General features: G+C 64.5%; 28 protein-coding genes. 10 read left to right on the top strand and 18 right to left on the bottom strand.

Features of this window, described 5'->3' with window-relative positions:
- Positions 1-14: 14 nt before the first annotated feature.
- On the bottom strand, positions 15-776 hold the full coding sequence (locus ACT53M_RS00450) for an alpha/beta fold hydrolase (protein WP_476230730.1): 762 nt from the start codon (positions 774-776) through the stop codon (positions 15-17).
- Positions 757-1,200: a GFA family protein gene (locus ACT53M_RS00445; protein WP_476230729.1), complete on the bottom strand. Its 444-nt coding sequence runs from the start codon at positions 1,198-1,200 to the stop codon at positions 757-759. The genes ACT53M_RS00450 and ACT53M_RS00445 overlap by 20 nt, the downstream gene beginning before the upstream one ends.
- 78 nt (positions 1,201-1,278) lie before the next feature.
- On the opposite strand from ACT53M_RS00445, the gene ACT53M_RS00440 reads away from it, so the two are divergent.
- The 4 genes from ACT53M_RS00440 (at position 1,279) to ACT53M_RS00425 (ending at position 5,535) form a co-directional block, all read left to right on the top strand.
- The gene (locus tag ACT53M_RS00440) at positions 1,279-1,725 is read left to right on the top strand and encodes a MarR family winged helix-turn-helix transcriptional regulator (protein WP_476230728.1); all 447 of its coding nucleotides are present in this window, start codon (positions 1,279-1,281) and stop codon (positions 1,723-1,725) included.
- Positions 1,718-2,809 carry a biotin/lipoyl-containing protein gene (locus ACT53M_RS00435; protein ID WP_476230727.1) on the top strand — a complete coding sequence of 364 codons (1,092 nt, stop codon included), beginning with the start codon at positions 1,718-1,720 and terminating at the stop codon, positions 2,807-2,809. The genes ACT53M_RS00440 and ACT53M_RS00435 overlap by 8 nt, the downstream gene beginning before the upstream one ends.
- A gap of 2 nt (positions 2,810-2,811) precedes the next feature.
- Positions 2,812-4,416, top strand: a complete 1,605-nt coding sequence (locus ACT53M_RS00430; RefSeq protein WP_476230726.1) for a DHA2 family efflux MFS transporter permease subunit — start codon at positions 2,812-2,814, stop codon at positions 4,414-4,416.
- 87 nt (positions 4,417-4,503) lie between these two features.
- Positions 4,504-5,535, top strand: a complete 1,032-nt coding sequence (locus tag ACT53M_RS00425; RefSeq protein ID WP_476230725.1) for a class I SAM-dependent methyltransferase — start codon at positions 4,504-4,506, stop codon at positions 5,533-5,535.
- A gap of 13 nt (positions 5,536-5,548) precedes the next feature.
- Here ACT53M_RS00425 and ACT53M_RS00420 read toward each other — a convergent pair whose 3' ends face one another.
- From ACT53M_RS00420 to ACT53M_RS00400, 5 genes are all read right to left on the bottom strand, one after another.
- Entirely contained in the window at positions 5,549-5,986 is a 438-nt protein-coding gene (locus tag ACT53M_RS00420; protein ID WP_476230724.1) for a GFA family protein, read from the bottom strand.
- Positions 5,987-5,988: 2 nt separating this feature from the next.
- Positions 5,989-7,014 (bottom strand): aspartate-semialdehyde dehydrogenase, encoded by a 1,026-nt coding sequence (locus ACT53M_RS00415; protein ID WP_476227359.1) that lies wholly within the window; start codon positions 7,012-7,014, stop codon positions 5,989-5,991.
- Positions 7,015-7,244: 230 nt separating this feature from the next.
- Positions 7,245-8,573, bottom strand: a complete 1,329-nt coding sequence (locus ACT53M_RS00410; protein ID WP_476230723.1) for a DUF418 domain-containing protein — start codon at positions 8,571-8,573, stop codon at positions 7,245-7,247.
- Positions 8,574-8,647: 74 nt separating this feature from the next.
- Positions 8,648-10,513 carry a methyl-accepting chemotaxis protein gene (locus ACT53M_RS00405; RefSeq protein ID WP_476230722.1) on the bottom strand — a complete coding sequence of 622 codons (1,866 nt, stop codon included), beginning with the start codon at positions 10,511-10,513 and terminating at the stop codon, positions 8,648-8,650.
- A gap of 116 nt (positions 10,514-10,629) precedes the next feature.
- Entirely contained in the window at positions 10,630-12,861 is a 2,232-nt protein-coding gene (locus ACT53M_RS00400) for a S9 family peptidase (protein WP_476230721.1), read from the bottom strand.
- Between the two features lie 442 nt (positions 12,862-13,303).
- Between ACT53M_RS00400 and ACT53M_RS00395 the strand changes: the two genes are divergently transcribed.
- On the top strand, positions 13,304-13,579 hold the full coding sequence (locus ACT53M_RS00395; RefSeq protein WP_476230720.1) for a hypothetical protein: 276 nt from the start codon (positions 13,304-13,306) through the stop codon (positions 13,577-13,579).
- Positions 13,580-13,621: 42 nt separating this feature from the next.
- On the opposite strand, the gene ACT53M_RS00390 is transcribed toward ACT53M_RS00395, so the two are convergent.
- The 6 genes from ACT53M_RS00390 to ACT53M_RS00365 all read right to left on the bottom strand — a co-directional run bounded on the left by ACT53M_RS00390 (position 13,622) and on the right by ACT53M_RS00365 (position 16,625).
- Complete coding sequence (locus ACT53M_RS00390; RefSeq protein WP_476230719.1) at positions 13,622-14,041, bottom strand: hypothetical protein; 420 nt, start codon at positions 14,039-14,041, stop codon at positions 13,622-13,624.
- A gap of 389 nt (positions 14,042-14,430) precedes the next feature.
- Positions 14,431-14,817, bottom strand: a complete 387-nt coding sequence (gene rplS, locus ACT53M_RS00385; protein ID WP_476227966.1) for a 50S ribosomal protein L19 — start codon at positions 14,815-14,817, stop codon at positions 14,431-14,433.
- 1 nt (position 14,818) lies between these two features.
- On the bottom strand, positions 14,819-15,553 hold the full coding sequence (trmD, locus tag ACT53M_RS00380) for a tRNA (guanosine(37)-N1)-methyltransferase TrmD (protein WP_476230718.1): 735 nt from the start codon (positions 15,551-15,553) through the stop codon (positions 14,819-14,821).
- A complete protein-coding gene (locus ACT53M_RS00375; RefSeq protein ID WP_476230717.1) occupies positions 15,550-15,927 on the bottom strand; it encodes a PIN domain-containing protein in 378 nt (125 codons plus the stop codon). The genes trmD and ACT53M_RS00375 overlap by 4 nt, the downstream gene beginning before the upstream one ends.
- Complete coding sequence (locus ACT53M_RS00370; RefSeq protein ID WP_476230716.1) at positions 15,920-16,189, bottom strand: AbrB/MazE/SpoVT family DNA-binding domain-containing protein; 270 nt, start codon at positions 16,187-16,189, stop codon at positions 15,920-15,922. Before ACT53M_RS00370 ends, ACT53M_RS00375 begins: the two co-directional genes overlap by 8 nt.
- Positions 16,190-16,244: 55 nt before the next feature.
- Positions 16,245-16,625, bottom strand: coding sequence for a PIN domain-containing protein (locus tag ACT53M_RS00365; protein WP_476230715.1), 381 nt, complete (start codon positions 16,623-16,625; stop codon positions 16,245-16,247).
- Between the two features lie 58 nt (positions 16,626-16,683).
- Between ACT53M_RS00365 and ACT53M_RS00360 the strand changes: the two genes are divergently transcribed.
- Entirely contained in the window at positions 16,684-17,586 is a 903-nt protein-coding gene (locus ACT53M_RS00360; RefSeq protein ID WP_476230714.1) for an NAD(P)/FAD-dependent oxidoreductase, read from the top strand.
- Between the two features lie 6 nt (positions 17,587-17,592).
- Here ACT53M_RS00360 and ACT53M_RS00355 read toward each other — a convergent pair whose 3' ends face one another.
- The 4 genes from ACT53M_RS00355 to ffh all read right to left on the bottom strand — a co-directional run bounded on the left by ACT53M_RS00355 (position 17,593) and on the right by ffh (position 21,777).
- Positions 17,593-19,170, bottom strand: coding sequence for a serine hydrolase domain-containing protein (locus ACT53M_RS00355; protein WP_476230713.1), 1,578 nt, complete (start codon positions 19,168-19,170; stop codon positions 17,593-17,595).
- 123 nt (positions 19,171-19,293) lie between these two features.
- The gene (rimM, locus tag ACT53M_RS00350; RefSeq protein WP_476230712.1) at positions 19,294-19,797 is read right to left on the bottom strand and encodes a ribosome maturation factor RimM; all 504 of its coding nucleotides are present in this window, start codon (positions 19,795-19,797) and stop codon (positions 19,294-19,296) included.
- A gap of 63 nt (positions 19,798-19,860) precedes the next feature.
- On the bottom strand, positions 19,861-20,247 hold the full coding sequence (rpsP, locus tag ACT53M_RS00345; RefSeq protein ID WP_476230711.1) for a 30S ribosomal protein S16: 387 nt from the start codon (positions 20,245-20,247) through the stop codon (positions 19,861-19,863).
- A 48-nt stretch (positions 20,248-20,295) separates the two neighbouring features.
- Positions 20,296-21,777: a signal recognition particle protein gene (gene ffh, locus ACT53M_RS00340; protein WP_476230710.1), complete on the bottom strand. Its 1,482-nt coding sequence runs from the start codon at positions 21,775-21,777 to the stop codon at positions 20,296-20,298.
- Between the two features lie 239 nt (positions 21,778-22,016).
- On the opposite strand from ffh, the gene ACT53M_RS00335 reads away from it, so the two are divergent.
- Complete coding sequence (locus ACT53M_RS00335) at positions 22,017-23,657, top strand: putative bifunctional diguanylate cyclase/phosphodiesterase (protein ID WP_476230709.1); 1,641 nt, start codon at positions 22,017-22,019, stop codon at positions 23,655-23,657.
- On the opposite strand, the gene ACT53M_RS00330 is transcribed toward ACT53M_RS00335, so the two are convergent.
- Positions 23,632-24,210, bottom strand: coding sequence for a DUF924 family protein (locus ACT53M_RS00330; protein ID WP_476230708.1), 579 nt, complete (start codon positions 24,208-24,210; stop codon positions 23,632-23,634). The two genes, ACT53M_RS00335 and ACT53M_RS00330, sit on opposite strands and share 26 nt — an antisense overlap.
- A 29-nt stretch (positions 24,211-24,239) precedes the next feature.
- Here ACT53M_RS00330 and mtaB point away from each other — a divergent pair, with 29 nt between their 5' ends.
- From mtaB to ACT53M_RS00315, 3 genes are read left to right on the top strand one after another with little or no spacing between them, the layout of a single operon-like run.
- Positions 24,240-25,436, top strand: coding sequence for a tRNA (N(6)-L-threonylcarbamoyladenosine(37)-C(2))-methylthiotransferase MtaB (mtaB, locus tag ACT53M_RS00325; protein ID WP_476230707.1), 1,197 nt, complete (start codon positions 24,240-24,242; stop codon positions 25,434-25,436).
- Positions 25,433-26,368, top strand: coding sequence for a signal recognition particle-docking protein FtsY (gene ftsY / locus ACT53M_RS00320; protein WP_476227341.1), 936 nt, complete (start codon positions 25,433-25,435; stop codon positions 26,366-26,368). The genes mtaB and ftsY overlap by 4 nt, the downstream gene beginning before the upstream one ends.
- Positions 26,361-26,987, top strand: coding sequence for a septation protein A (locus ACT53M_RS00315; RefSeq protein WP_476230706.1), 627 nt, complete (start codon positions 26,361-26,363; stop codon positions 26,985-26,987). The genes ftsY and ACT53M_RS00315 overlap by 8 nt, the downstream gene beginning before the upstream one ends.

Here is a 26,987-nt window from a genome sequence, read left to right as displayed (position 1 = left end):
CTCCCCCGCCCCCGTCAACCGACCAGAAAATCGGCGATGGAGTCGCCCAGTTCGGGCCGCGTCACGGCACTCATGTGGTTGCCGGGAATCTCGACAAAATGCCCCCAGGGCAACAGGTCCGCGACTTCCTGTGCGGAGCCATTGTCGTAATCGTCGGCACCGGCGATCACCACGGTCGGCTGGCCGATTGCCGCAATGTCGTCGCGTGGTGTGTCGACAAAGGTGTCAAGGATCCGCAGCAGCGCCACCGGATCGCCCTTGGTCGTCTTCAGGAACGCCTCGGTCAGCCATTCGGAGCTGCCGCGCTCGAAGCTGCCGAGATTGGTGAGCACCCGGTGGAAATAGGCGCCGCGCCCCTTGGTCGCGACCAGCCCGTCCAGCCCCATGCCCGAGAGCACCACCCGGTGCGGCGCGGCGCCGTTGGCCAGCATCCGCACCACCGTCCGCGCGCCCAGCGAATAGCCGCCCAGATCATAGTCGGTCAGGCCCAGATGCGCGATCAGCGCGAAGCCGTCGCGCATCAGCACGTCGGGCGGATAGGCGGCGGGATCGTGCGGCTTGTCGCTCTGCCCATGGGCACGCAGGTCCGGCATGATCACCCGGCAACCGCGCGCGGCCAGCTTGGCGGCATGGCCGTATTTGATCCAGTTGACCTCGGCATTGGAAAAATAGCCGTGGATCAGCACCACCGGCCGCCCCTCGCCCATCTCCGTCCAGGCGATCTCGACCCCATCGAAGCTGTGGAAGCGGTAGGTTTCAGTCGGGAAGTCTGCCAAGGCTATGCATCCAGCGTTGTACGACATTGGGATTGTCCTCGGTCCGGTATCTGGGCAGCGCCGTCGTGTCGAGCCACTGTTCGTGCATGCTTTCCACGCCGAAATGGTGCGTCGGCTGGAACCGGCCCGGTGCATCGAGGCTCCCGACCGTCAGATCCATGGTTTCGCTGTCGGGGAATTCGAACGTCAGCGGAGTCCCGCACTCGCGGCAAAAGCCGCGCTTTGCGATCGGCGAGGACGCGTAGCGATCCGGCTCGCGTTCCCACCGGACATCGTCTTTCCGCACATTCTTAAAGGCGATGGAAACGCCGCCAGTTGCCCGCTGGCACATGCGACAATGGCACAGATAGGCATCGGCATCGCGTACCCGCACCTGATAGCGGATGCGGCCACACTGGCACCCGCCGCCCAATTCCTCATCCATTCTCACCCTCCATTCACGGACAGAATCGACCGGTTCACCCGCTTGAAGTTAATAAGCACCCTTATTATCTGTGCCGTCATGACCGAAACTCTGGGCTTCCTCATCAGCGATGTCGCGCGCCTGATGCGGCGGCGTGCCGACGAACGTGCGCGCTCGATCGGCGCGAGTCTAACACAATGGCGCGTGCTGAAGATCCTTGAGCGCGAGCCGGGCCTCAACCAGGGACAGATTGCCGAACTTCTCGAAGTCGAGCCTATCACCTGCTGCCGGATGATCGATCGGCTGGAGGAATCAGGTCTGGTCGAGCGTCGCCGCGATCCCGCCGACCGGCGCATGTGGCGCATCCACCTGACGCCCCGCGCCACCCCGGTGCTGGAAGAATTGCACATCGTCGTCAGCGGCTGGCTCGAAGAAATTCTTGCCGGCTTGAACGACGAAGCGCGCGCGGCGTTGCGCCAGTCGCTTTTGACCATTCGCGACAACCTGTCGCAATCCGCAGAAATCAAAGAGGCGGCTCATGGCTGACGCAGACCCGAAATTGCGCTCCCCTTCGCAAGACGAAGCCGCCGCGGCCGTTGCCACGGAACAGCCTGCGCGCCACCGCCGGCGCAACTGGCTCCGCCCGGTGCTGATGCTGGGCGTGCCGTTGGTGCTGGTGCTGGTCGCGGGCTATTTCTGGCTGACCTCCGGCCACAGCGTCTCGACCGACAATGCCTATGTCCAGCAGGACAAGGCGTCGGTATCGTCCGACGTGGCGGGCCGCATCGTCGAAGTCGCGGTCCAGGAAAACCAGCACGTTAACGCCGGCGATTTGCTGTTCCGCATCGATCCCGAGCCCTATCGCATCGCCGTCGAGCAGGCGAAGGCGGCCATCGCGTCCGCACAGGTGCAACTGAACACCGATCGCGTCAGCTACCAGGGCACCGGTGCCAACATTCAGGCGGCGCGCGACCGCATCCAGCAGGCCAAAGAGGATTATGATCGCCAGGCCGCGCTGATGAAGGCCGGTTTCACCACGCGCGCCAATTATCAGGCCGCCGAACATGCGCTGGAACAGGCCCGCGCCACGCTGGAGAATGCACAGGCGAGCGCGGCCGAGGCACGCGCCAAGCTGGCAACCGGCAATGCCGTGCCGGGCGAAAACCCCGCCATCGCCGCTGCCCGGGTCCAGCTGGCCAAGGCCGAGCTCGACCTGCAGCGCACCGTCGTGCGGGCACCGATCAGCGGCATCGTCAGCCAGACCAAGAGCCTACAGGTCGGTCAGCAGATGATCACCGGCCTGCCCGCGGTTTCGATCGTGTCGGACAAGCCCGCCTGGATCGAGGCCAATTTCAAGGAAACCGATCTCGACAAGATGCGCGTCGGCCAATGCGCGACCGTCCGCTTCGACGCCTATCCGAAGCTGAAATTGCGTGGCCATGTCCAGTCGATCGGTGCGGGCACCGGCTCCACCTTTGCGGTGCTGCCGGCGCAGAACGCCAATGGCAACTGGGTCAAGGTGACGCAGCGCGTGCCGGTTCGCATCGCCATCGACGGCAAGAGCCCGCGCGAGATGATCGCGGGCCTGTCGGCCGATATCGACGTCTCCTTCACCGGAAAGTGCAACTGACCATGGCGACGGCGGCCCCGGGCGGCGCCAGCCGGGCGGGCGCAGCACGCGCCCAACCTTCCGGCCCACAGGCCGGTGTCGCTGCCCTGCCGGTAAAGTATCGCGGCCTGTTGACCCTGGGCGTGATGATGGCGACGATCATGCAGATCCTCGATACCACCATCGCCAATGTCGCCCTGCCCCATATGCAGACCGCGCTGGGTGCGACCTCCGACACGATCACCTGGGTACTGACCAGCTATATCGTCGCCTCGGCAATCGCGATCCCGATCACGGGCTGGCTGGCCGACCGGGTCGGGTCGCGCAACCTGTTCCTTGCCTCCACCATCGGCTTCATCGTCGCTTCGGCGCTGTGCGGCGCGGCGCAGAGCCTGGAGGAGATGGTCGCCTTCCGCCTGTTGCAGGGCATCTCGGCGGCGTTTCTCAATCCGCTCAGCCAGACCGTGCTGCTCGACATCAACCCGCCCGAGCGCCAGGCCAAGGCAATGTCGATCTGGGGCATGGGCATCATGGTCGGCCCGATCATGGGTCCGCTGATCGGCGGGTACCTTACCGATAATTTCGAATGGCGCTGGGTCTTCTACGTCAACCTGCCGGTCGGCGTGGTCTGTTTCGCGATCCTGTGGTGGCTGCTGCCCAGCCGCCCGATCCGGATGCGTCCATTCGACCTGCTCGGCTTTTCGCTGCTATCGACAGGCATTATCGGTTTGCAGTTGATGCTCGACCGCGGGCAAAATCAGGACTGGTTCGGCTCTACAGAAATATGGATCGAGCTGCTCCTTGCCGTCATCGGCTTCTGGACGTTCGCGGTCCATCTCTTCACGGGCCGACAGCCCATGTTCGACCGGGAGCTGTGGAAGAACCGCAACCTCGTCACCGCCATTTTCTTCATGCTGGTCATCGGACTTGTGATGATGGCCACCATGGCGCTGCTGCCGCCCATGCTGCAGGCGCTCTATGGCTATTCGGTGTTCGATACCGGCCTGCTCCTGATGCCGCGCGGCGTCGGCGTGCTGATCACCATGTACTTGGCCGCAACCCTTACCCAGCGCGGCTTCGATCCGCGCATTCTGGTCGGTGGCGGGCTCGCCGTGGCGGCAGTGTCGCTGTGGCAGATGTCGCAATGGACAATCGAGATGGGCTCGACGCCCTTCATCATCACGGGCTTCGTGCAGGGCCTGGGCCTGGGACTGGTGTTCATGCCGCTGCAGGGGCTGGCCTTTGCCGGCCTGCCCGCCCATTTCCGTACCGAGGGATCGAGCCTGATGAACCTGATGCGCAACATCGGCGCGTCTGTAGGCATATCGATCGTAACGGCCATGCTCGCCCGCAGCACCCAGACGAGCCATGAGTATCTGGGCAGCCATGTCACCGCGCAAGCGCTGAACGGGCTCGACCCCGGCCTGCTCCGCGCCTTGGGCGGGGCCGGCACCAGCGCGCTGGCGATGCTCGACAGCGAAGTAACGCGGCAGGCAGCCATGATCGCCTATCTCAACGACTTCTGGCTGATGGCGATCGTAACGGCGATCAGCGTGCCGCTGGTGCTGCTACTCCGCCGCCCCAAAGGGCCTGCCGAAAAGCCAGATCCTTCAGCAGCAGGGCACTGAGCGGTCTGCGCCGAAGCTTTCCGGTGCGCGCTTGCCAAAAGGGCGGCGCCATGTGTCTACCAGACATAGCATGACGCAGGAGGCGGCTTGTCACTTCGCAAAAAGATCGAGGCGCGGACTCTGAGGCGCCTGCTGGCATTGGTCACCAAGGACTCGCAGCCGAATCTCAATGCGCTCAATGACATTGTGAAGGAAGTGCGCGCGCTGGAGCTGAACGTGAAGGCGATGGGCTATGAACTGGCGCGGCGTTTGGCCGAGGCCTTGCCGGTCACTGGACCGACAGAGGCCCGCCCGGTGGGCCTGACCTGCAAGCCGGCGACCCAGGCCGATATCGAAAGCGACTGGGCGGCACACTGGGCGTCCGAACTGAAGACGGGACGCGTCTATCATCGCAAGCTGTGGGAACTCGTCTATGTGCTGCAGGTACTTTTCGAACACGGCCATCTGAATCCGGGCAGTCGCGGCCTGGGTTTCGGATGCGGTGCGGAGCCTATCCCCAGCTATCTCGCGTCGCGCGGCATCCTGGTGACGGCAACAGATTATTCGAGCGAGGCCGCCCATGCGGCGGGATGGACCGCGACCAACCAGCATCTGGGCTCGGCTGCATCGCCGTTCGTACCCCATCTGGTCGATCGCGCCACCTTCGACCAGTTCGTGGCCATCGACACCGTCGACATGAACGCGGTTCCGGAGCGCTTGCAGGGCTTCGATTTCTGCTGGTCGATGTGTGCGCTGGAACATCTGGGCAGCATCGAGCACGGGCTACGCTTCATCGAACGCTCGCTCGACACGCTTCGCCCGGGCGGCACCGCGGTCCACACGCTGGAACTGAACGTCGACAATGTGGGCCCTTCGATCGACAACTGGGTGACCGTGCTATTTCAGCGGCGCCATATCGAAGCGCTTTCGGCCCGGCTGGCAGCGGCCGGCCACTTAGTATCGCCGCTCGATTTCGACTTTGGCGACAAGGTGATGGACAGGTTCATCGATCTTCCACCCTGGCTGTTCGACGGAACTGACGGCAATCAGATGACGATCGGCTCCCCCGCGCATTTGAAGCTGTCGATCGACGGCTTCGTCAGCACATCGTTCGGGATCATCATCCGCAAGGCAGGCTGAAGCGCCGCCAGCCTCACCCGCGCAACAACGCGGCCAATTCCGTCAGCGGCGCGTTCTCCGGGAATTGCGGCACTTCATCGGGCAGTTTCACCCATGCCTGCTTGCGCCGTGTCCAGATGTGCACGCGCGGCACGATCGCCGCGCTGTCGTCCAGCGTACCGGCGCGCAACAGCACCAGACCGGGTCGTGCGCTGCGCCGGTTGAAGATGCGCGTATGGCAAATGCCGCAGATAAACTGGTGCGAGGTGCTGCCGCTGCTACCGGGATGGGCATATTCCACCAGCGGCCCGGCTACCGCGAAGACCGTCTCTTCCACCGGCGCCTGCTGCGTAAAGGCGCTGCCCGACCAGGTCTGACAATCGAGACAATGACAGCAATAGACGGGCGGCAGCGCCTCCAGTGCCAGCGTGTAGCGCACCGCGCCACAACGGCAGCCGCCCGTCACTGCCATGGTCAGGCCTTCTGCAAATGCCGCCGGCCCAGCAGCTCGGCGATCTGCACGGCGTTCAGCGCGGCGCCCTTGCGGAGATTGTCCGACACGCACCACAGCGACAGGCCATTGTCGACCGTCGAGTCATCGCGGACGCGGCTGACATAGGTGGCATATTCGCCGACGCACTCGATCGGCGTCACATAGCCGCCATTTTCGCGCTTATCGACCAGCATCACCCCCGGCGCCTCGCGCAGGATCTTCTGCGCGTCCTCGGCGGACAGCTCGTTCTCGAACTCGAGGTTGATGGCCTCCGAATGGCCGACGAACACCGGCACGCGCACGCAGGTGGCAGTCACCTTGATCTTGGGATCGAGTATCTTCTTGGTCTCGGCGACCATCTTCCATTCTTCCTTGGTCGAACCATCGTCGAGGAAGCTGTCGATGTGCGGGATCACGTTGAACGCGATCTGTTTGGTGAACTTGGCCGGCTCCACCTGATCGCCGACGAAGATCGCGCGGCTCTGGTTGAACAGTTCGTCCATGCCAGCCTTGCCGGCGCCCGAGACCGACTGATAGGTCGCGACCACCACGCGCTTGATCTTTGCGGCGTCGTGCAGCGGCTTCAGCGCCACCACCATCTGCGCGGTCGAACAGTTCGGATTGGCGATGATGTTGCGCGCCTTGTAGCCGTCGATCGCCTCCGGATTCACTTCCGGCACGATCAGCGGCACGTCCGGGTCCATGCGGTAGAGCGAGGCATTGTCGATCACCGTGCAGCCTGCGGCGGCAAACTTCGGCGCATAGATCGCGCTGCCTTCCGAGCCGATGGCGAACAGCGCCATGTCCCAGCCGGTGGGATCGAAATGCTCGATATTCTGGACCTTATACTGTTTCCCGGTCTCGCCGAAATCGACCATGTCCCCGGTCGAGCGCGACGACGCCAGCACGGCGAGATCGTCGATCGGGAATTCCCGCTCGGCCAGGATGTTCAGCATTTCGCGACCGACATTGCCGGTGGCGCCTGCGACGACGACACGGTAACCCATCTGTACCTCTTTTTCTTGCCAGCGCCGGCAGTGCGGCGTGGGTGCTCTTTAGTGTGAGAGAAAGGTGGAATGCACGTGCATTCCGCTGCTTCGCTGCACAAGCAGCTATCGCGCCCGATTACGGGCGCGGGGTAATTCGCGTGAGTGTGGCGCGTTTTCGAAGCATCGGGAGCCCGCTAGCAGAAACAAAGCTGCGTGGCGAGACCATTTGGTGAAATTTCGTACGAAAGTTAGGCCTTCACCGGATCGCCCCGCCGCAATGGCTGCCAGCGGACATAGGCAAGCGAACGCCACGCCCATTCCATTGGTCCCACGGCGAAGCTGCGCAACCACAGATTGGCGACCACCACTTCAAACGCCAGCACAGCCAGCGCCACCAGATACAGCCCGCTCCAGCTCAGCTTGCCCCACAGGCCCAGCCCCCAGGGCGCGAACAGGATGTAGAGGGCGATGATCTGCTGCAGGAAGTACAGCGAGAAGGCGGTGCGCCCCGCCGCCTTGAACGGCGCCAGCAGAACCAGCCCCGCCCCGCTGCGCACGAGCAGGTTGATGAGCGCAATGTGCCCCACCGACACGAGCAGGCGCGCCGGCTCATCCGTGATCCAGAATGTCTGTGCGATCGGCACGGGCGACAAGTAGAGATGCGCGCCCACCGCGCGCGCCAGCAGCCCCGGGCCGTAACAGCCGATCAGCAACAGCCAGTAGAAGCGCGTGCTCCGTCCGCCCTGCACCACGCGCCATTTCCACAGCGCAATGCCGATCAGCATCGTGCAGAACGCTTCGGCGATGCCCATGCCGAGTTCGGGCAGGAGGAAGGTGAAATAGAAGGCGTAGTTCATCGTCGCATAGGCGACAAAGCCGCCGGACAGCCCCTGTTTCTCGAGTTGCTGCGCCTTTTTGCCGATCTCGCCGCCGGTTCTACGCAGTTCAAACCAATGGTGCCACGCCTGCTGCTTCGCCTGCTCTGCTGCGGTCAGCGGCTGATGTGCCGCCACCTTCTGCTCGATTGCCGGCATCGCCGCGACCAGTTGCGCGCGCTCGGCATATTGCAGGCCACCGGTGACTGCCATCGCCAGCGCAAAGACCGAGCCGAGCGCCAGTAACAGCCTTGGCCCCAGCACCCGGAACGGAAAAAGGAACAGCGCCGCCAGCGCATATAGGTGCAGGATGTCGCCCGACCACAGCACCAGGAAAATGTCGACCAGCCCAAAGCCGAGCAGCCAGAGGTTGCGACGCAAATAGAGGTCGGCGACTGCCACGGGGCCATCCGGCCGCATCGCCCGCGACGCCAGCACCATCAGCCCGCAGCCGAACAGAATCTCCAGCACGCCGCGCTGAGTGCCCTCCAGCGCCACCTTGATGACGGCCCAGCTCCACTGATCGGCGACGCTCCAGCCAATCCGCTGCGGCGTTCCGAATTCCGCGAGCACTGTCTGCCCCTCGAACGGAATATTCATGAAGAAAATGCCGAGAATGGCCAAGCCGCGTAATATGTCGAGAATATCGATCCGCGCAGTATCGCGCACCGGCGCAAGTGACACCTCCGCATCAACGACCATGGCTCGCCCCCGCTTCGATCGGGGGCGAGCCTATAGTTCGTCCTGCACCAAGTCTATACTTGGCAGGCGGGCGATCAGAAGCTCGCCCACTCCTCGACATCGGCGCCCACCTGGCGAACGGTAGAAACCGTCGCAGCGTGGGGCTTGGAGGAGGCGACCGGCAGCGCGTGAACGGTCGAGCGGACCGGCCGGCGCGTTGCGGCGCTGCGGCCGGTGTTGAACCGCGAAGCGCGCTCCGACAGCGAAGCGACCTCGCTGCTCAGATTGCGTGCCGCAGCGGAGGTTTCTTCAACCATCGCAGCGTTCTGCTGGGTCGACTGATCGATCGAGTTGACCGCAGTCGCAACCTGGGTGACGGCTGCCGCCTGCACCTGATTGTCATTGGCCATAGTCGACAGCAGCGAGTGGACCTCGTTGACGTCGCCGACGATGTCGCCCAGCGCGCCATCCACACGGCGGACCATGTCCACCGCTGCGGTGATGTCCGTCTGCGTCGCAGTGAGCTGGTCGCGGGCGCGCCCGGCCTCTTCCTCAGCCCGCATCGCAAGGGCAGAAACAAGGTCGGCCACTACCGCGAAGCCGCGGCCAGCCTCGCCGGCGCGACCGGCTTCGACGGCGGCGTTCATTGCCAGAACGCGGGTCTGGAACGCGATCTTGTCGAGGCCCTCGATCACGTTGTCGATGCCCTTGGCGCTGTCCGACACACGGTTCATCGCCTGCACCGCCTCGTCGGCCACCGAGCGGCCCGAGTCCACCACTTCGATCGCGCCGTTGGCCCGCTCGACGGTGCGCGTCGCGGCGGTCGCGGTCGCCTTGATGCGCTGGTCCATCTGGCTGACCGCCGCCGAGGTCTCTTCCAGGCTGGCCGCAGCACTTTCGGTGCGACGTGCCAGATCTTCGGAGGCCTGCGCGATTTCAGCCGATCCGGTCGAAATCGCTTCTGCGCTGTCCATCACGGCGGAGATCAGATCGCGCAGCGCAACCACGGCCGCGTTAAAATTGCCCTTCAGGCTTTCATACTGCGCGGCGAAGGCTGCATCGATCGTGGCGGTCAGGTCGCCATCGGCCAGCTTGCCCAGACGGTCCTCGAGCGTGTCGACGACCAGTTTCTGTTCGGCATCTGCGCGCTGTTTGGCGACGGCCGCAGCGGCCTGCTCGATCGCCGCGTCCTTGAAAACGAGCACGGACTTCGCCATCGCGCCCACTTCGTCGCCGCGCTCGGTGCCGGGTACATCGACGCCATTGTCGCCACCGGCCAGCGCCCGCATCGCGTCCTGAAGGCGAGCAAGCGGCCGGACGATCTGGCTGCGTGCCACGAAGATCGCAAAGCCCATGGCGGACAGGATCGCGATCACCGCCGTCACCAGCAACATCGTCCGCGTGCTAGCGGCAGCAGCGCTCAACTGATCCGACTGTTCATTGGCTTCAGCGACGCGGCGATCGTTGAATGCCCGAAGGTCGCTGGTGAAACGCTTCATCGCGACGTCCGTCTGCACCAGCACCTGTCGCGCCTGCTCGTCCTGGTTGCGCAAGCCCAACTGGATCGCCCGCGACAACTGGCCATGGATTTCGCCCAGTTGTGCACGGAAACCGTTCAGGGCAGGCGCGATTGCCGGCTCAACCTTTCCTACGGCATCGAGCGCATCGAGCGCCTGCTTGTAGACCTTGGGCTCATCGGCCGCCGCGTCGCGCGCCTCCTGCGAGGTGCCTTCATAGGCCATGACACGATAGGTGTCATAGATCATCGTCGAAGCGATGCGATTGATCCGAACCAGCTTGATCGTGTCGGGAAGCCGGTCCCCGACGAGCACGCTATAGTCCGCGTCGGCGCTCATGATGCGGTTACCGGCATACCAGGACATGCCGAAGGCGATGGCCCCCAGCAGGCCCAGCAACAGCATGATCTTGAACTGTATCTTCAGGTTTGCGAGAAATTGCACGTCGCGATCCTTCCAGAAAGCCTCGCGCCTCTCCTGCGGGCGCTATTGTCCTTCTGGAAGTTATAGGAGGCAGAGACGCCACAAGTGCTTCTCATGCCTAAGGATTTATACAGCGACTACCGCGCCCTGCGAGGATCGTTCAAAGTATTTTCCACAAATTTCAAGATCGTTCCCCATAGATGTTCACTAATTCCGGGGCCGCCGACGCGATGCGTGGAGCCGGGATAGAGCATCATCTCGAACGGGATATTCCGCTGCTGCAGGGTCGCTGCCATGGCGGTGGTGTTGTCCAGAACGACATTGTCGTCGGCCATGCCATGCAGGATCAGCAAGGGATCGGCGATCTTGCCTGCATCGGCAATCGCGCCGGAGCGGAGATAGGCTTCAGGCACCTTGTTCGGATCGCCCATATAGCGTTCGGTATAATGGGTGTCGTAGAGTTCCCATTTCGTCACCGGCGCACCGGACACGCCCGCCGCGAAGGTGCCCGGCGCAGCTTCCAGCAGCTTCAGCGTCATATAGCCGCCATAGGACCAGCCATAGGTCGCGATGCGCTTGGCTTCCACAAACGGCAGCGTCTTTAGGTAAGCGACGCCGGATAGCTGGTCTTCCACCTCTACCGTGCCCATCGCATGCCAGATCGCGCTTTCGAACGCGACCCCGCGATTGGCCGAGCCGCGATTGTCGATCTGGAACCAGATATAGCCCTGCCCGACCAGATATTGCTGCAGCGCCCCGCCCCAGGCGCGGCTGACAGTCTGCACATGCGGGCCGCCATAATGCTGGAAGAATACCGGATAGCGCTTGCCCGGCTCCAGCTTCGGCGCGATCATTTCCCAATGCAATTCGGTGCCGTCGGCGGCCTTGACGGTGCCGAAGGTCCGCTCGCGATGCGCGGCCAGATAGGGGTGATAGGGATGCGCCGGATCCGTGACGGCATTTTCCATCACCCAGGCCAGCCGCTTGCCGTCGGCCTCGGCAAGATAGACCTGACGCGGCTGGTTCGGGCTCGATCGACCAATGATCGCGCGGGTGCCCCCGACATCCATCGAAGCACTGTTCCACCATCCGCGTTCGGTTAGCCGGGTAATGGCACCGGGCTTGCGATAATCGACCCAGTAGAGATGCCGCTCGAGCGGATCATCCTTGTTGCCCTGGAAGAACAGACGGCCGGATTTCTGATCGACGCTCACCGCCTCCGGCGTGACTTCCCACGCCCCGTGCGTGAGCTGGGTCCAGGTGCCGGCATTCCAGCGATAGAGATGGCCATGGCCGTCGCGCTCGGACCACCAGATCAGGCTGCCGTCCGCCAGCGGGGTGAAGGCATTGGACAGGTTGATCCAGCTCTTCGGCGCCGCCTTCTCGCTGAACAGCAGGTGCGATGCGCCGGTCGCCGGATCGACCGCCAGCAGGTCGAGCTGGGTCTGGGCGCGGTTCTCACGCTGGACATAGAGCGTCTTGCCATCGGCCGACCAGTTCACCCGCGCCAGATAGATGTCGGGATCGCTCCCCAGATCCACCTTCACCCGGCCGCCATGACGCGGATCGATCACATAGAGTTCGACCAGCACATTGGGCGTGCCCGCCTTCGGATAGCGCTGCTGGAAAATGCTCGTGCCGTCGGCGCCGATCGCCGCGCGGGTTACGATGCCGACCGGCGCCTCATCGAACCGCTCAACGGCGACATAGGCATCGGTGGGCGCCCACCAATAGCCCTGATCGCGCCCCATTTCCTCCTGCGCGACGAACTCCGCTTCGCCCCAGTGCACCGTTCCGGCGCCGTCCCGCGTCAGGCGCGTCGGTTTACGGGTGGCGAGATCCATCACCACAAGATTCCGGTCCTGCACATAGCTGGCATAGGTGCCGGCCGGGCTGATCGTGGCGTTGAGCTTCGCGCCTGGAGCGGCGGGCAGCTTGTCGACGGTGCCGTCCGTCCCTGCGCGAAACAGTTCGCCGTCCAGCGGAACGAGGACGGATTTGCCGTCGGGCGCCCAGTCATAGCTGACAATGCCCTTGGTGCCGCTGATCCGCGCACGTTCACGCTGCATCTTCTCGGCTTCGGACAATTCGGCACCCGAACCGAGCTTTCTGGAATCGACCAGCATTCGCCACGCGCCCGTGGCCGTATCCATGGCCCAGAGGTCGTAGCGCTCTTTCTCGTCGTCGCGGTTGCGCAGCAGGGTCAGCAGCTTGCCGTCGGGCGACAGTTTCAGCGCGCGCGGCGCCGGCCCATCGATGGGAGGACTGGCGAATACGCGCTCCAGCGTGAGCGGCTGCGGCTGGGTCTGTGCCACCACCTCACCCATGCCCGCCAACACACCACAGCTTCCGATCACAAGTCCCGTCATCCATTTGCGCATCCCAACGCTCCAGAGGGCTAAACCCGCATGCGGGCGAACGAGGCTTATCGCGAGGGAGGGCCGACCCGTAAAGAGGCTGACCTTGCGGCCAAGAACTCAGAAAAAATGCCCGTCATGGCCATCCAAGCTGCAACAAAATATTCGTAAGCACGTTGTTAAAATTTCTCATACTAAAATCATTCGAGAGCCGTCCTCCGGAATATACCTACCTTTTTATATTTCGCGGTATAAAATAGCCCTGATCTGACTGCTGTAAACTTACGGCAGCCGGATATTGGCGGCGCGAAAAGCACGATTCCGCCGCAGTTGCGACATCTTAAGGATTTTTTAACGATTCTTATTTAGAGCTTAATCAACGGCCTAAAGGCATGAGATCGGGGCGCAGTAGGTCCATTGAAGGAGTATCGGCCGGATGTCTTCGGACGGCCAGATGGGCACGCGTAAACAGGCGCCAGCGGAAGCCGCCGCCCGATTGCTGCAGGAAAGTTGGCCAGCACTGACCGTGCTGACTCCAACCAGCCTCGGCTTGGGCAACGACACCCGCTCGACGATCCAGTTTCTCGAGATCGTGCAATCGCTCAGCGACTGCGGATTCCTTACCTATGAGGCGCTGCTGGTCCAGCCGGGCGGGCCCGTTGTCATTGATGCAGCGCTCACCGCGCGCGGTCGCGCTGCCTTGGCAGCGCGCACCTGGCCTGTCGACTGACGGCCAAATTCTACCGCAGTGGGCTGACGCGTAGCCGGCGGCTCAGTTGAGCTGCCGGATCTCTTCGGGTGTGCGTTCCGACATCCCGGCGGCTAGCCAACGCAGCGCGGCGATGTCGTCGCGGCAAAAGGCCCGTGCCTCCTTGCGCAGAACGGTCAACATGCCGACCTGACGATCCCCGGCGCGAAGCGGCACGCTGAGCTGAGAAATATAGCCATTGCGAAATGCAAGAGCAGGCTGGGCGAGCACGGCGTTCGGGATGGTTGCGTCCAGTCCCCGCTCGGAACGCGCAATCGTACCAACCCGGTCCATCCGGGCAATGGCAATATCGCCACCTACAAGCCCGAGCGCAGCCTCTGCCAGCTTGTCGAGATGGGACTTCGTCCAGGCATCCCCGATCAGGAAAGCATCCTCACGAAGAGGACGCGTCGCGATATCGATAGTTTCCGGACGCCCCGTCATTTTACTTACTCCCGTACAGCCCCCAGCGCCGATCTATGCGATCGCACCCCATTGTATCGATTACGGATATCTACCCAACGCGACTCTACGCACCCCACCGGGTTCGAGCATTACTAACAATAGTTAGTAATGTATTAACGCACCGGAGCCTGAAATGACTATGATCTCGGAAATGTTTAAATCTCAAATCAAATCCGGTCAGAAGACCGGTTTTTGTATCATTATGAGTAGATGGTATAACCAATAGCGGTTATCGAAAAGTTACCTCCCAGTTCGCTGAACCCGTTGACAAAAGCACCAACGCGAAAAGAGGCCAACCGTTTGCACAAAGCAAAGGGCGCGCAAACCTTTCGGTCGCGCGCCCTGCAATTTGATAATCGGGAACCGATTTATTCGGCCGCCTGGGTCTCCGTACGGGTATCCCGGCGCTCGGCGATACGTGCCGACTTGCCGGTGCGCCCGCGCAGATAATAGAGCTTCGCACGACGCACGACACCGCGGCGCACGACTTCGATCGAATCGAGGTTCGGCGAATAGAGCGGGAACACGCGCTCGACGCCTTCGCCGAACGAGATCTTGCGAACGGTGAAGTTCGAACCCATGCCCTTGTTGGCGCGGGCGATGCACACGCCTTCGAAGTTCTGCACGCGGGTACGCTCTCCTTCGACGACCTTCACGCCGACGCGAAGGGTGTCGCCCGGACGGAATTCCGGAATCTTCTTGGCTTCATTGAACTTGGCAATCTGCTCGGCTTCGAGCGTCTGGATGAGGTTCATCTCAGTCAGTCCCATTTTTTCGCCGCGCGCCAGAGGGAGACTGAACCCGAGCGCCCTCGTGGCGCTCCCAAAGGTCCGGCCTCCTTAGCCGTGTATCGCTCTCTGCCATGGCGCGTCGCCAGGCTTCGATCTTCGCATGATCCCCCGATCGCAGCACTTCGGGGATCGTGCGCCCTTCCCATTCTACAGGTCGGGTATATTGCGGATATTCGAGCAGCCCCGTTTCGAAGCTCTCGTCCATACCGCTGGAAGCGGCGCCCATTACGCCGGGAAGGAGACGAATGCAAGCGTCGAGCAGCGTCAGCGCTGCCATTTCGCCACCGGAAAGGATATAGTCGCCGATCGAAACTTCCTCCACGTAGCGCGCGTCGAAGATTCGCTCGTCAAATCCCTCGAACCGGCCGCACAGCACGATTGCCCCCGGCCCTGCCGCCAGTTCGCGCACACGCCCCTGCGTGAGCGGTCGCCCGCGGGGTGTCATGGCGAGCAGCGGCCTGCCGTCCCGCGCAACGCTGTCGATGGCGGCGGCGACCACATCGGCGCGCAGCACCATCCCCGCCCCGCCGCCCGCGGGCGTGTCATCGACCGAGCGATGCTTGTCGGTGGCGAAATCGCGGATCTGCACAGTCTCCAGCGCCCACAGCCCTTCGCGCAGGCCACGCCCGGCAAGCGAAATGCCAAGCGGCCCGGGAAACATCTCCGGATAAAGCGTAAGGATAGTGGCGGCGAAGGTCACAGCGTCCAGTTCTCTAGCCTGAGGTCCGGGATGTCGGCGAAATCCCGCTCGTTATTGGTAATCAGCGTCAGCCCGGCCGCCAGCGCCTGCGCCGCGATCAGCCGGTCCAGCCGGGCGCGACGGAAAGGCAGCCGGGCATAGGCCTCCGCAGCGGCGGCGTCGAAGGGCAACAACAGCACGTCGCGTAAAAACCCCTGCAGCGCCCTTTCGCCGTGCGCGTCGCGAACGCCCAGCCGAACCTTGGCATAGCTGATCGCCGAAACCGCCAGACTGCCCCGCGCCTGCGCACGGACGCGCGCATTCAACCGCTCCACCGCCCCCTGGAGCAGATCGATGCAGATATTGCTGTCGAGCAGAAAAAGCGGATCAGTCATCGCGCCGCAATTTTCGCAATTCCCAGTCGAGTTCGCGTTCCTCAATCTCGCGATCTTCGTCCGGAATCGGCTTCAGCCACGGGAGCGCGCCGATCCAGTCCCCGCCGATCTTCTCCTCGCCGTCCACCGGCTCGACCGAAAAGCCGCGGCGCCCCTCGCGCAGTACCACTTCAGCGCCTTCCTTCAGGCCAAGCGCCTTGGGCAGGCGAAGCGCCAGCGAATTGCCTGACTTGAAGATCCTGGCGCGATATTCCTCGCCCATATGCCGCCTCCGTATATACGGCATGTATATACACACCTCTCGGAAAGCAATGCGCTCAGAACCAGTCCTCGATCCGTAGCCCCGGCACCTTGCGAAAATCGCCGGCATTGTGCGTCACCAATGTCGCGCCCAGCGCCAGCGCATGCGCGGCAATCAAGCGGTCGTACCGCCCCCGCGCCAAACGCGCCGCCGGAAAGCTAAGCGCGGCCTCTGCATCGAAGGCGGCGACCGGCACCTTCTCCAGCAGCGCTTCCAGCGCCGCGAGCCTCGCCGCCTCGCCTCGCGCAGCGCCATCGATCAGTTCGGCATGGCTGATCGCCGAGATCGCGATCTTCCCCCGCTCCGCCGCTGCAATCCGTCGCGCGAGCGGTGCGCCGCCGCCCCGCAGCAGGCGAATGCAGACACAGGTATCGAGCAAATAGTCAGGCGCAGCCATATGCCTCCTCTAGCATCCCGGCCGGGAACCTGTCCCGCCCCCGCGCGCTGGCGGCGGCATGGACGATTGCATCATCATCGGCGGCGGGCCGGCCGGGCTGACCGCGGCCATCTATCTTGCCCGCTTTCACCTGAATATCCGCCTGTTCGATTGCGGATCGAGCCGCGCCGCACTGATTCCCTGCACCCGCAACCACGCCGGTTATCCAGAAGGCATTTCAGGTCTGGACCTGCTCGGGCGGATGCGCGCCCAGGCCGAGAAATATGGCGCCGTGCGCGAGGCAGCCAGGGTGACTAGGCTGGAGGTGCTGGACGAAGGCTTCCGCATCGAAATCGGCGAGCGCGAGGCAAGTGCGCGGGCGGTTCTGCTGGCAACCGGCGTAGTCAATCACCGCCCGGAGATGCCCGATGCGTTGCACGACGCAGCGCTGGCGCACGGCCTGATCCGCTATTGCCCGGTCTGCGACGGCTATGAAGTTACCGACAGGCGCGTGGCTGTCCTCGGAACCGGCACGCACGGCGCGCGGGAGGCACTGTTCGCGCGCAGCTTCACCAAGGACGTGACGCTGATCGCCCCCGATCGCCACGCGCTGCCCGCCGAACAGCTGGCCCAGCTCGACGCCGCGGGCATTCCCTGCATCAACGGCCCGGCTACCGGCTGGGCGCTGGAAGACGGGCAGCTAGTGCTATCCACGGCCGCCGGGCGGCTGGCGTTCGACAGCCTCTACCCCGCGCTCGGCTCGCACATCCGATCGGAGCTTGCCGTCGAGGCGGGTGCCCGAGCCGACGCCAGCGGCTGCCTCGAGGTCGACGACCACCAGCGCACCTCGCTCCCCGGCCTGTTCGCTGCCGGCGACGTCGCCAAGGGGCTCGACCAGATCAGCCATGCGATGGGCGAAGCCGGCGTCGCGGCGACGACGATCCGCAACATGCTCAACGCCCAGGCGCCGCTCTGGCGCTAGGCAGGATCAGTCCGCGATCCGCGTCAGCACCATGTCGCGCCCGCGGAACCGGCGGATCGTCATGGTCATGCCCGCGCCGTTGGCGGTGAAGCGCAGCCCGAAGCTGCCCTGGTGCGAACCGCTAAAGGCATTGGCGATCGTCGGCGTCAGCGGCTTCACCGTGCCGTCGAGCAAGCGGAGCGCAATGCCGTTCCCGGCGAACTCGACGCGGATCACACCGTCGAACTGCGGATGGCGATACAGGCCGAGATAGGACCGCAGCGTCGCCTGGTCCGGCGTCACGGGGGTGAAGCGACGGAAGGATTCGTCGGCGCGCGCGGGATTATGTTCGCGCAGCCCCGTGCCTTCGACTTCAAATTCGGTGTCCACCAGCGCGTATCGCCCGTGACCAACCCGGACTAGCGCCTCGCTGTAGCCGCCGCTCCGATAATAGAGGCGCCCTTCGCGCGCCTCGATCGCGAAGCTCCTGTCGCGCGTGTCGATATAGCCGCCAACGAGCGCACCATCTTCCGCCACGGTTGCCTGGGGCGGCTTCGGTGCAGCCTTGTCCGCGAGCACGATGTCGGCGAGGTCGCGAATGGTGAAATAGGTGTCGAGGTCGTCGCGGTTGCAGACGATCGCCATGCCGATCCCGGCATCGGGATAGCTCATGATGTCGGTCGCAACCCCGTCCGCCGTCCCGTTATGCTCATACAGCCGCATGCCGCGATACGGCATCAATTCCAAGCCGAGACCATAGGCAACCGGCTCGCCATTGTTCAGCCGTCCCGGCGTCAGCATCTTCGCGATCAGCGCCTTGCCGCCCACCGCGCCGCTGCGCAGATTGGCTTCCCAGCGCGCCAGGTCGCGGATGCTCGACTTCACGCCCCAGCCGCCGAGATCGGCAATCGACACGATCGTCAGCAGCGGCACGCCTGCTTGGTTGAGTTGATACGGATAGGCGCGGTTCGGCGCAGGCTCGCGCTCTTGCGACACCTGGGTTTCCGTCATGCCAAGCGGCAGGAATACGCGTTCGCGCATGTAGCGCGCGAAGGACATGCCGCTCACCCGCTCGATCACGACCGAGGCCAGGCCATAGGGCACGTCGCCATAGCTGAAATCGTCGCCGCTCGGGAACATCAGCGCGGTGTCGCGTTGCAGATAACGCATACGCTGGGCGGCATCGACATGCTCAATGCCCGGGCTCTGCAGGAAAAAGGCATAGTTGAGATAGGGCGGCAGCCCGCCCATATGGTGCAGCCCCTGCTCGAAGGTGACCGCGTGCGCGAAGGCAGGCAGTTCGGGCAGATATTTGGCATACGGATCGCTGAGCTTCAGCTTGCCCTCTGCCTCGAGCAACAGCAGGCCGAAAGCAGTGAACTGCTTCGTGATCGAGCCGAGCTCGAAGATCGTGTCGGGCGTGATCGGGCGATGGTCGTCGACATTGGCGGCGCCGAAGCCCCGCGCATGCAGCAACACGCCGTCGCGGAACACGCCATACGCACAGCCAGGCATGTCGAGCCGGTCATAGGCAGCAAACAAGGCGTCCGCTTTTGCCCAGTCCTGTGCTTTCACCGGGATCGGCGAGAAGACCAAGCCAAGCATGGCTGCAAGAGAAAGAATTCGCCCCATCGGTCAATCGCCCCCGCAATTGCCGGCCAATAGGCCCCCATCACCTATTTATACGGGAATCATGACGGTCCCGCGACGAACATCGCGCGACGGACTTTAGAAATCGATGAAAGCGCTCGCTACGACGAGCCTGGTCTCATCCCAGCTCGGCACCGCTTCGGGCCGCATCGGCACCATGAAGCGCTTGCCGTCGGGGCGCTCGATTTCGATCACGTCGCCCGCGCCATAATCATCGATCGCGACGACGCGACCGATCGTGGCGCCATCCTCGCCAAGCACGGGCAGGTCCAGCAGATCGACATGGTAATATTCGCCCTCGCCAAGCGGCGGCAGGGCGAAGCGCGGCACCGTCAATGTGGTCCCGCGCAGCGCCTCGGCGGCGTTGCGGTCGCTCACTTCGGCGAATCGGGCGATGGCACCGTTCGGGCCATCGCGCAGTGTCTTGAGCGTCAGCGTGCCGCCATTGAAGCGTTTGTGCGCCGCCAGATCTTCGGCAAACACCTTCAGCCGAACCTCACCCGCAATGCCGTGCGCGCCGATTATGGCGGCAAGCGTCACCGGGCGATCGCCGCGGCGCGAGGGAGATGAGGGTTCGGACATGATATAGCGAACGCGCGACGCATAAGGCGTCCCTCCCGCGCGCAGCGGGAGGGAATGTCAGCCTCAGGCCTCGGCAGCTTCTTCGGCCGGCGCGGCAGCGGCTTCGGCAGCGGCCTTGGCCTTCTCGGCACGCTCTTCCGCGCGTTCCTTGGCCTTTTCGCCCGGGACCGCCTTGTTCGGGTTGTTGCGGGCCGCACGCTCCTTGATGCCCACGGCGTCGAGGAAGCGCAGGACGCGATCGGTCGGCTGGGCGCCGACGCTCAGCCAGTACTTGGCGCGCTCGCCGTCCAGCTTCACGCGCTCGGGCGAATCCTTGGCGAGCAGCGGGTTATAGGTGCCGATCTTCTCGATGAACTTGCCGTCGCGGGGCGCACGGGCGTCAGCAACGACGATCCGGTAATACGGGCGCTTCTTGGAGCCGCCGCGCGACAGACGCATGGAGAGAGCCATTCTACTTCACTTCCTTCTTGAGATACAGTTGAAACCAGTTGAACTAAATTACTTCTTCTTCAGCAAATTTTCGAAGCCAGGGGGCAGTTTCGCGCCACCAGGAAGACCCGGCAGGCCCGCGCCCACCTTGTCCATCATGTCGCCGAGCTCGGCGCCGCCCAGCGCATTACCGATGCCGCCCATGCCGCCGCCGGGGCCGCCCTTGCCCAGCATGCCCAGCATGCCCTTCAGCCCGCCCATCTTCTTCAGCCGCTTCATCGCGGTCTGCATCTCCTGATGCATCTTGATGAGCTTGTTGACGTCCTGCACGGTCAGGCCGCTGCCCTTGGCGATGCGGATCTTGCGCTTGGCGTTGAGCAGTTCAGGCTTGGCGCGCTCCTTGGGCGTCATCGATCCGATGATCGCGTCCATGCGGATCAGCACCTTGTCGCCGCCGACCTGATCGACCGCCGCCTGCGCCTTCTTCATGCCGGGGATCATCCCCGCCAGCGCACCCAGGCCGCCCATCCTGCGCATCTGCGCCAGCTGCGCGCGCAGGTCGTTCATGTCGAACTGGCCCTTGGCGAGCCGGTTCGCCATGCGCTCGGCATCTTCCTGCTCGATCGCGGCCGCGGCCTTTTCGACCAGGCTGACGACGTCGCCCATGCCCAGGATGCGGCCGGCAACGCGCTTCGGGTGGAACGGCTCGATCTGGTCGAGCTTTTCGCCCATGCCCGCGAACTTGATCGGCTTGCCGGTAACGGCACGCATCGACAGCGCCGCACCGCCGCGCGCATCGCCGTCCATCCGCGTCAGGATCACGCCGGTCAGCGGCACCTGTTCGGAGAAGTTGCTGGCGACGTTCACCGCGTCCTGACCGGTCAGCGAGTCGACGACCAGCAGGATTTCCTGCGGCTTGGAGATGTCGGCAACCGCCTTCATCTCGTCCATCAGCGCCTGGTCGACGTGCAGACGGCCCGCAGTGTCGAGCATCAGCACGTCGAAGCCCTGGAGCTTCGCCGACTGGAGCGCGCGGCGGGCGATGTCGACCGGCTGCTGGCCCGCGACGATCGGCAGCGTCGTCACTTCGGTCTGGGTGCCGAGCACGGCCAGCTGTTCCTGCGCGGCCGGACGGTTCACGTCCAGCGACGCCATCATCACCTTCTTGCCCTGCTTCTTCAGCAACTTGGCCAGCTTGGCGGTGGTCGTGGTCTTGCCCGAGCCCTGCAGACCGACCAGCATGATGACGGCCGGCGGGGTAACGTCGATCGCCAGTTCGGCGGTGTCGGCGCCCAGCATGTCGACCAGTGCGTCATGGACGATCTTGACGACCTGCTGCCCCGGCGTGACCGACCGCAGCACCTGCTGGCCGACGGCCTGCTCGGTTACCTTGTCGACGAAATCGCGGGCGACGGGCAGCGCGACGTCGGCTTCCAGCAGCGCCACGCGCACTTCGCGCATCGCGGTCCGGACATCGGCCTCGGCGAGCGCGCCACGCCCGCGCAGGCGTTCGAAGACGCCGCCCAGCCGATCGCTCAAACTCTCGAACATGATGCCCAGATCACTCCAAATTCAGTCTCGCACCGCCAAACGCAAAACACGCCGGCGGACGAAACCTCGTCGGCCGGCGTCACCCCTTGGGGTGGCAAATGTCGCGCGTTCGTCAGGAACGGTTGCGCTGGCCTTTAGACGCAGCCCCCGACGATTGCAAGCGCTACGGGTTTAACCTGATCTACACTCTCGCCATGGAAGAAGGCCCCATTCAAATCCTTGGGGGATGTCCTCCGGCAATGGCGCTGGCTTTAGACGAAGATCTCGATCGACAGGAAAACCGTCGCTCCGGCATTATAGCAGGGGCGACGAGTGTAGCCGCGATTCTGTTGTTCGTCGGCACGGGAAGCGCCGTGCTGTCGAAGACGCTGCAGCATTATGCGGAGGGTACGCCCCCCGCAGACCGCACGCTGGTGATCGCGCTGCTTCTCAATGTCGCGCTGATCCTGTTCGGTTGGCGCCGTCACCATGCGCTGAGCATGGAAGTGGAGATGCGCACCGCGGCAGAAGAACGCGCCCAACATCTTGCCAGCCGCGATCCGCTGACCGGCTTTCTCAACCGCCGCAGCCTGGCCGAAGAAGGCGCTGCCATGTTCCTGCGCGCGGAACGGCGGCGCAAGGCGATGGCGATGATCGTGCTCGATCTCGACCATTTCAAATCGGTCAACGACATGCACGGCCACCCGGTCGGCGATTCGCTGCTGCGCGCGGTTGCCGGCGAGATTGCGAGCGCCTTGCCGCCGGTGGCGCTCACCGCGCGGCTGGGCGGCGACGAATTCGCCTGCGCCTTTCTGTTCGACCCCGGCGAACCCGCAACCGTCGAGCGAGTCGCCGAACGCCTGGTCTGCCGCATGGCACAGCCTTTCGAGGCGGAAGGGCTGCGCCTGCACATCAGCTGCTCGGTCGGCGTCGCCCGCAGCGATTTCGACTGCGCCAGCATCGACGCGCTGATCCGCTCGGCCGACATCGCCATGTACCAGGCGAAAAAGACCGGCCGGAACCGCTATGCCTGGTTCGACCAGTCGATGGAGCGCGAGCTTCAGACGCGCAACGAGCTGGAAAGCGGGCTGCGCCTGGCCATTCCGCGCCAGCAGATCGTGCCCTATTTTGAACAGCAGATCGATCTCCCCTCCGGCCGGCTGCACGGCTTTGAAGTGCTCGCGCGCTGGGAACACCCGACCCGCGGCACGATCAGTCCCGAACTGTTCATCCCCATCGCCGAGGAAACGGGCATGATCGGCGACATGTCGCTGTCGATCATGCAGCAGGCATTCCTCGCCGCGCGCGACTGGGATCCGGCATTGTCGCTGTCGGTGAACATTTCGCCCTGGCAGCTGCGCGACGCCTGGCTGGCGCAGAAGATCATCAAGGTGCTGACCGAGACCGGCTTTCCTGCCAACCGGCTGGAAGTCGAGATCACCGAAAGCTCGCTGTTCGACAATCTCCCGCTGGCCCAGTCGATCGTCGGCAGCCTGAAGAACCAGGGCGTTCGCCTGGCGCTCGACGATTTCGGCACCGGCTATTCGTCGCTTGCCCATTTGCGCGCCCTGCCCTTCGACCGGATCAAGATCGACAAGAGCTTCGTCACCTCGCTCAACCAGAGCGCGGATTCGGCGGCAATCGTCAACGCGATCGTCCGGCTTGGGGAAAGCCTGAACCTGCCGGTCACCGCCGAAGGCGTGGAAGACGGGGCGATCGAGGAACGGCTGCGTGCGCTCGGCTGCGCCAAGGCACAGGGCTGGCATTATGGCCGCCCGCTCTCCATCGCGAGCGTGCGCCGTTTGCTCGCCGAACGCCGCCTGATCCTGCAGGCAGCCGCGCCCGAAAGGCCACGCCCGGTCGTTACCGACGCCGCTACCAGCCGACGCCAGGCTGGCTGAGCCAGGCTTTCTCCTCGGGCGTCGAGTCGCGCCCGAGCGCGGCATTGCGCGTGGGGAAACGCCCGAACCGCGCAATCACCTCGGCATCTTCACGGGCATAGGCCAGCGGCTGTGCCAGCCCCAGCCCGGTAAAGCATTCCAGGCTGCGCGCCTGCAGCACCGGGTCCTCGGCATGCTCGAACGGCAGATACAGAAACTGGCGCCGCTCTGCGGGCATGTCGCGGTCCCAGCCCATCTCCACCGCCTCGCTGGCCAGCCGCTGCGCCAGCGGGTCGGCAGCGAAGGCCGCGGCCTTGCCGCGATGGATGTTGCGGGAAAACTGGTCGAGCAGGATCACCGCCGCCAGCAGCGTGTCGGGCGCCGTGTCCCACCCCGCCGCGCGGCGCGCCAGCACCGTGTCGCGCAGCTTGCCGAAGCGCCGGGCGATCTCCGCATCCAGCGTGTCGCATTTGGCAAACCATTGTTCGGGCATGAGCGCGTCGAACCAGAAGGCCAGCACCAACGCTGCCTTCGCGTGGACTTCTGCGGTCGGCGTCTCTAGATCGCTCGCCAATGTCGCTCTCCTCGCCCCTCATCCTTAACATGGGTTGCCGGCTGAACCTAGCCGAAGGCGAGTCGATCCGCGCACTGCTGGCGGACCGTGACGCCATCGTGGTGAACAGTTGTGCCGTAACGTCCGAGGCCGTCAAACAGACCCGCCAGGCGATCCGCCGTGCCCGGCGCGAACGGCCCGATGCCGAACTGGTCGTCACCGGTTGCGCGGCACAGATCGACCCGGCCGGTTTCGCCGCCATGCCCGAGGTGGACCGGGTGATCGGCAATGCCGAGAAGCTGCTGCCCGCCGCCTGGGCGAACGAAGCGCGGGTGCAGGTGCAGGACATCATGGCCGTGCGCGACACCGCGCCGCATCTGGCCGCCAGTTTCTCCACCCATGCCCGGGCGTTCGTAGAGGTGCAGAATGGCTGCGACCATCGCTGCACCTTCTGCGTGATCCCGCAGGGGCGCGGCAACAGCCGCTCGGTGCCGGCGGGCGCCGTGATCGACCGGATCGCCGCGCTGGCCGAGGCGCATGGCGAAGTGGTGCTGACCGGGGTGGACCTCACCAGCTACGGCCATGATCTGCCGGGCAGCCCGACGCTGGGAACCTTGGTCGAGCGCATCCTGCGCCATGTACCCCGGCTAAGGCGGCTGCGGCTCTCCTCGCTTGACGGCATCGAAGTCGACGACCGGCTGTTTGCGCTGCTGACGCAGGAACCGCGGGTGATGCCGCATGTCCATCTGTCGCTGCAGGCCGGCGACGACATGATCCTCAAGCGGATGAAGCGCCGCCACAGCCGCGTCCAGTCGGTGGCGCTCGCCGAGCGACTGCGCGCCGCCCGGCCCGACATCGCGATCGGCGCCGACCTGATCGCCGGCTTCCCGACCGAGGATGAGGCGATGTTCGCCAACACGCTCGCGCTGATCGGCGATTGCGGCGTGGTACATGCGCACATCTTCCCCTATAGCCCGCGCCCGGGCACACCCGCTGCGCGGATGCCCCAAGTGGCGCCGGCCGTGGTGCGGGAACGTGCGGCGCGGCTGCGCGCGGCGGCTGCGGCGGAACGCGCGCGCTGGCTCGCGGGTCTGGTGGGCAGCCGCCAGCAGATTCTGGTGGAGCGACCGGGCGACCGGGGCCATGCCGGCAATTTCGCTGAAGTGCGCCTCACTGCCCCCGCCCCGATTGGAGATATTGTGGACGTGACGATTGCAGGCGTGTTGGACGGAAGGCTGGCGGCATGAGCGGGACGAGCTGGCACGAAAGACTGCTCGGCGGCTTTCGCAAGACGTCGGACCGGCTGCTGGGCAACCTTGCCGGCCTTTCTGGCGCGCGGCTCGACGACGCGACGCTCGATGAGATCGAAGAAGCGCTGATCGCCTCCGATCTTGGCCCCGCCACGGCGGCACGGGTCCGCGCGCGGCTGGCCGAAGGGCAGTTTGAGCGCAACATGGAAGAGCTGGGCATCCGCCTGGTCGTTGCCGAGGAAATCGCCAAGGTGCTCGAACCGGTGGCAAAGCCGCTGGAGATCGAAGCATTTCCGCGCCCGCAGGTAATCCTGGTCATCGGCGTCAACGGATCGGGCAAGACGACGACCATCGCCAAGCTCGCCAATCGCCTGCTCGACCAGGATTACAGCGTGATGCTGGCCGCCGGCGACACGTTCCGCGCCGCCGCGATCGGCCAGCTCAAGACCTGGGCGGAGCGGATCGGCGTGCCGATCGTCTCCGGCGCCGAAGGTGGCGACGCCGCGGGCATCGTGTTCGAGGCCGTGAAGCGCGCGACCGAGATCGGTACCGACGTGCTGATCGTCGATACCGCCGGGCGCCTGCAGAACAAGCGCGAGCTGATGGACGAACTGGCCAAGGTTCGCCGCGTGCTCGGCCGCCTCAACCCGGCGGCGCCGCACGACGTGGTGCTGGTGCTCGACGCCACCACCGGCCAGAACGCGCTCAACCAGATCGAGGTGTTCAAGGAAGTTGCGGGCGTCACTGGCCTGGTGATGACCAAGCTCGACGGCACCGCGCGCGGCGGCGTGCTGGTCGCGGCGGCGGAGAAATACGGCCTGCCGATTCACGCGATCGGGGTCGGCGAAAAGGTCGACGACCTGCGCCCGTTCGATGCCAACGAAGTCGCCCGCATCATCGCCGGCGTGGAGGAACTGACCCGTGGCTGAGCCGCAGAGCCCCCGCCCCGCCCCCCAGCCCGGCCTGCGCATGGCGCTCGATTTCGGGCCGCTGCTCCTCTTCTTCGCGGTGAACGCCCTGGCCCATGGGCCGGCACTGGCGCGCGCACTGACCGCGACGCTCGCCTTCATGGTCGCGATGGCGATCGCACTGGCGGTTTCGTGGTGGAAGACACGGCATATCTCGCCAATGTTGTGGATCACCGCCGCGCTGGTGCTCGTATTCGGCGGGCTGACGCTCTATTTTCACGATCAGGCCTTCATCCAGATGAAGCCGACCTTCGTCTACGCGATGTTCGCGCTGATCCTGGGCTATGGCCTGATCGCCGACAAGCCGCTGCTCCAGATGCTGCTGGAAGCCGCCTATCCCGGCCTGAGCGCAAAGGGGTGGCGGCTGCTGACCATCAACTGGACGGCATTTTTCGTGGCGATGGCGATCCTGAACGAGGTCATGCGGCAGTGGCTGACCTGGGATCACTGGGTGGCGTTCAAGACCTGGGGCGTGATTCCGCTCACGCTGGTATTCGCGGCCGCCAATATCCCGATGCTGCTCCGCCACGGACTGCAGCTCGAAAAGCCGGAAGACGTTCCGCTGCCGCCGGAAGGCTGA

The organism is Sphingomonas sp. DMC6 (assembly GCF_056314225.1).
Note: the sequence above shows the minus strand (reverse complement) of the source record. Positions and strands in the feature narration are given on the sequence as shown.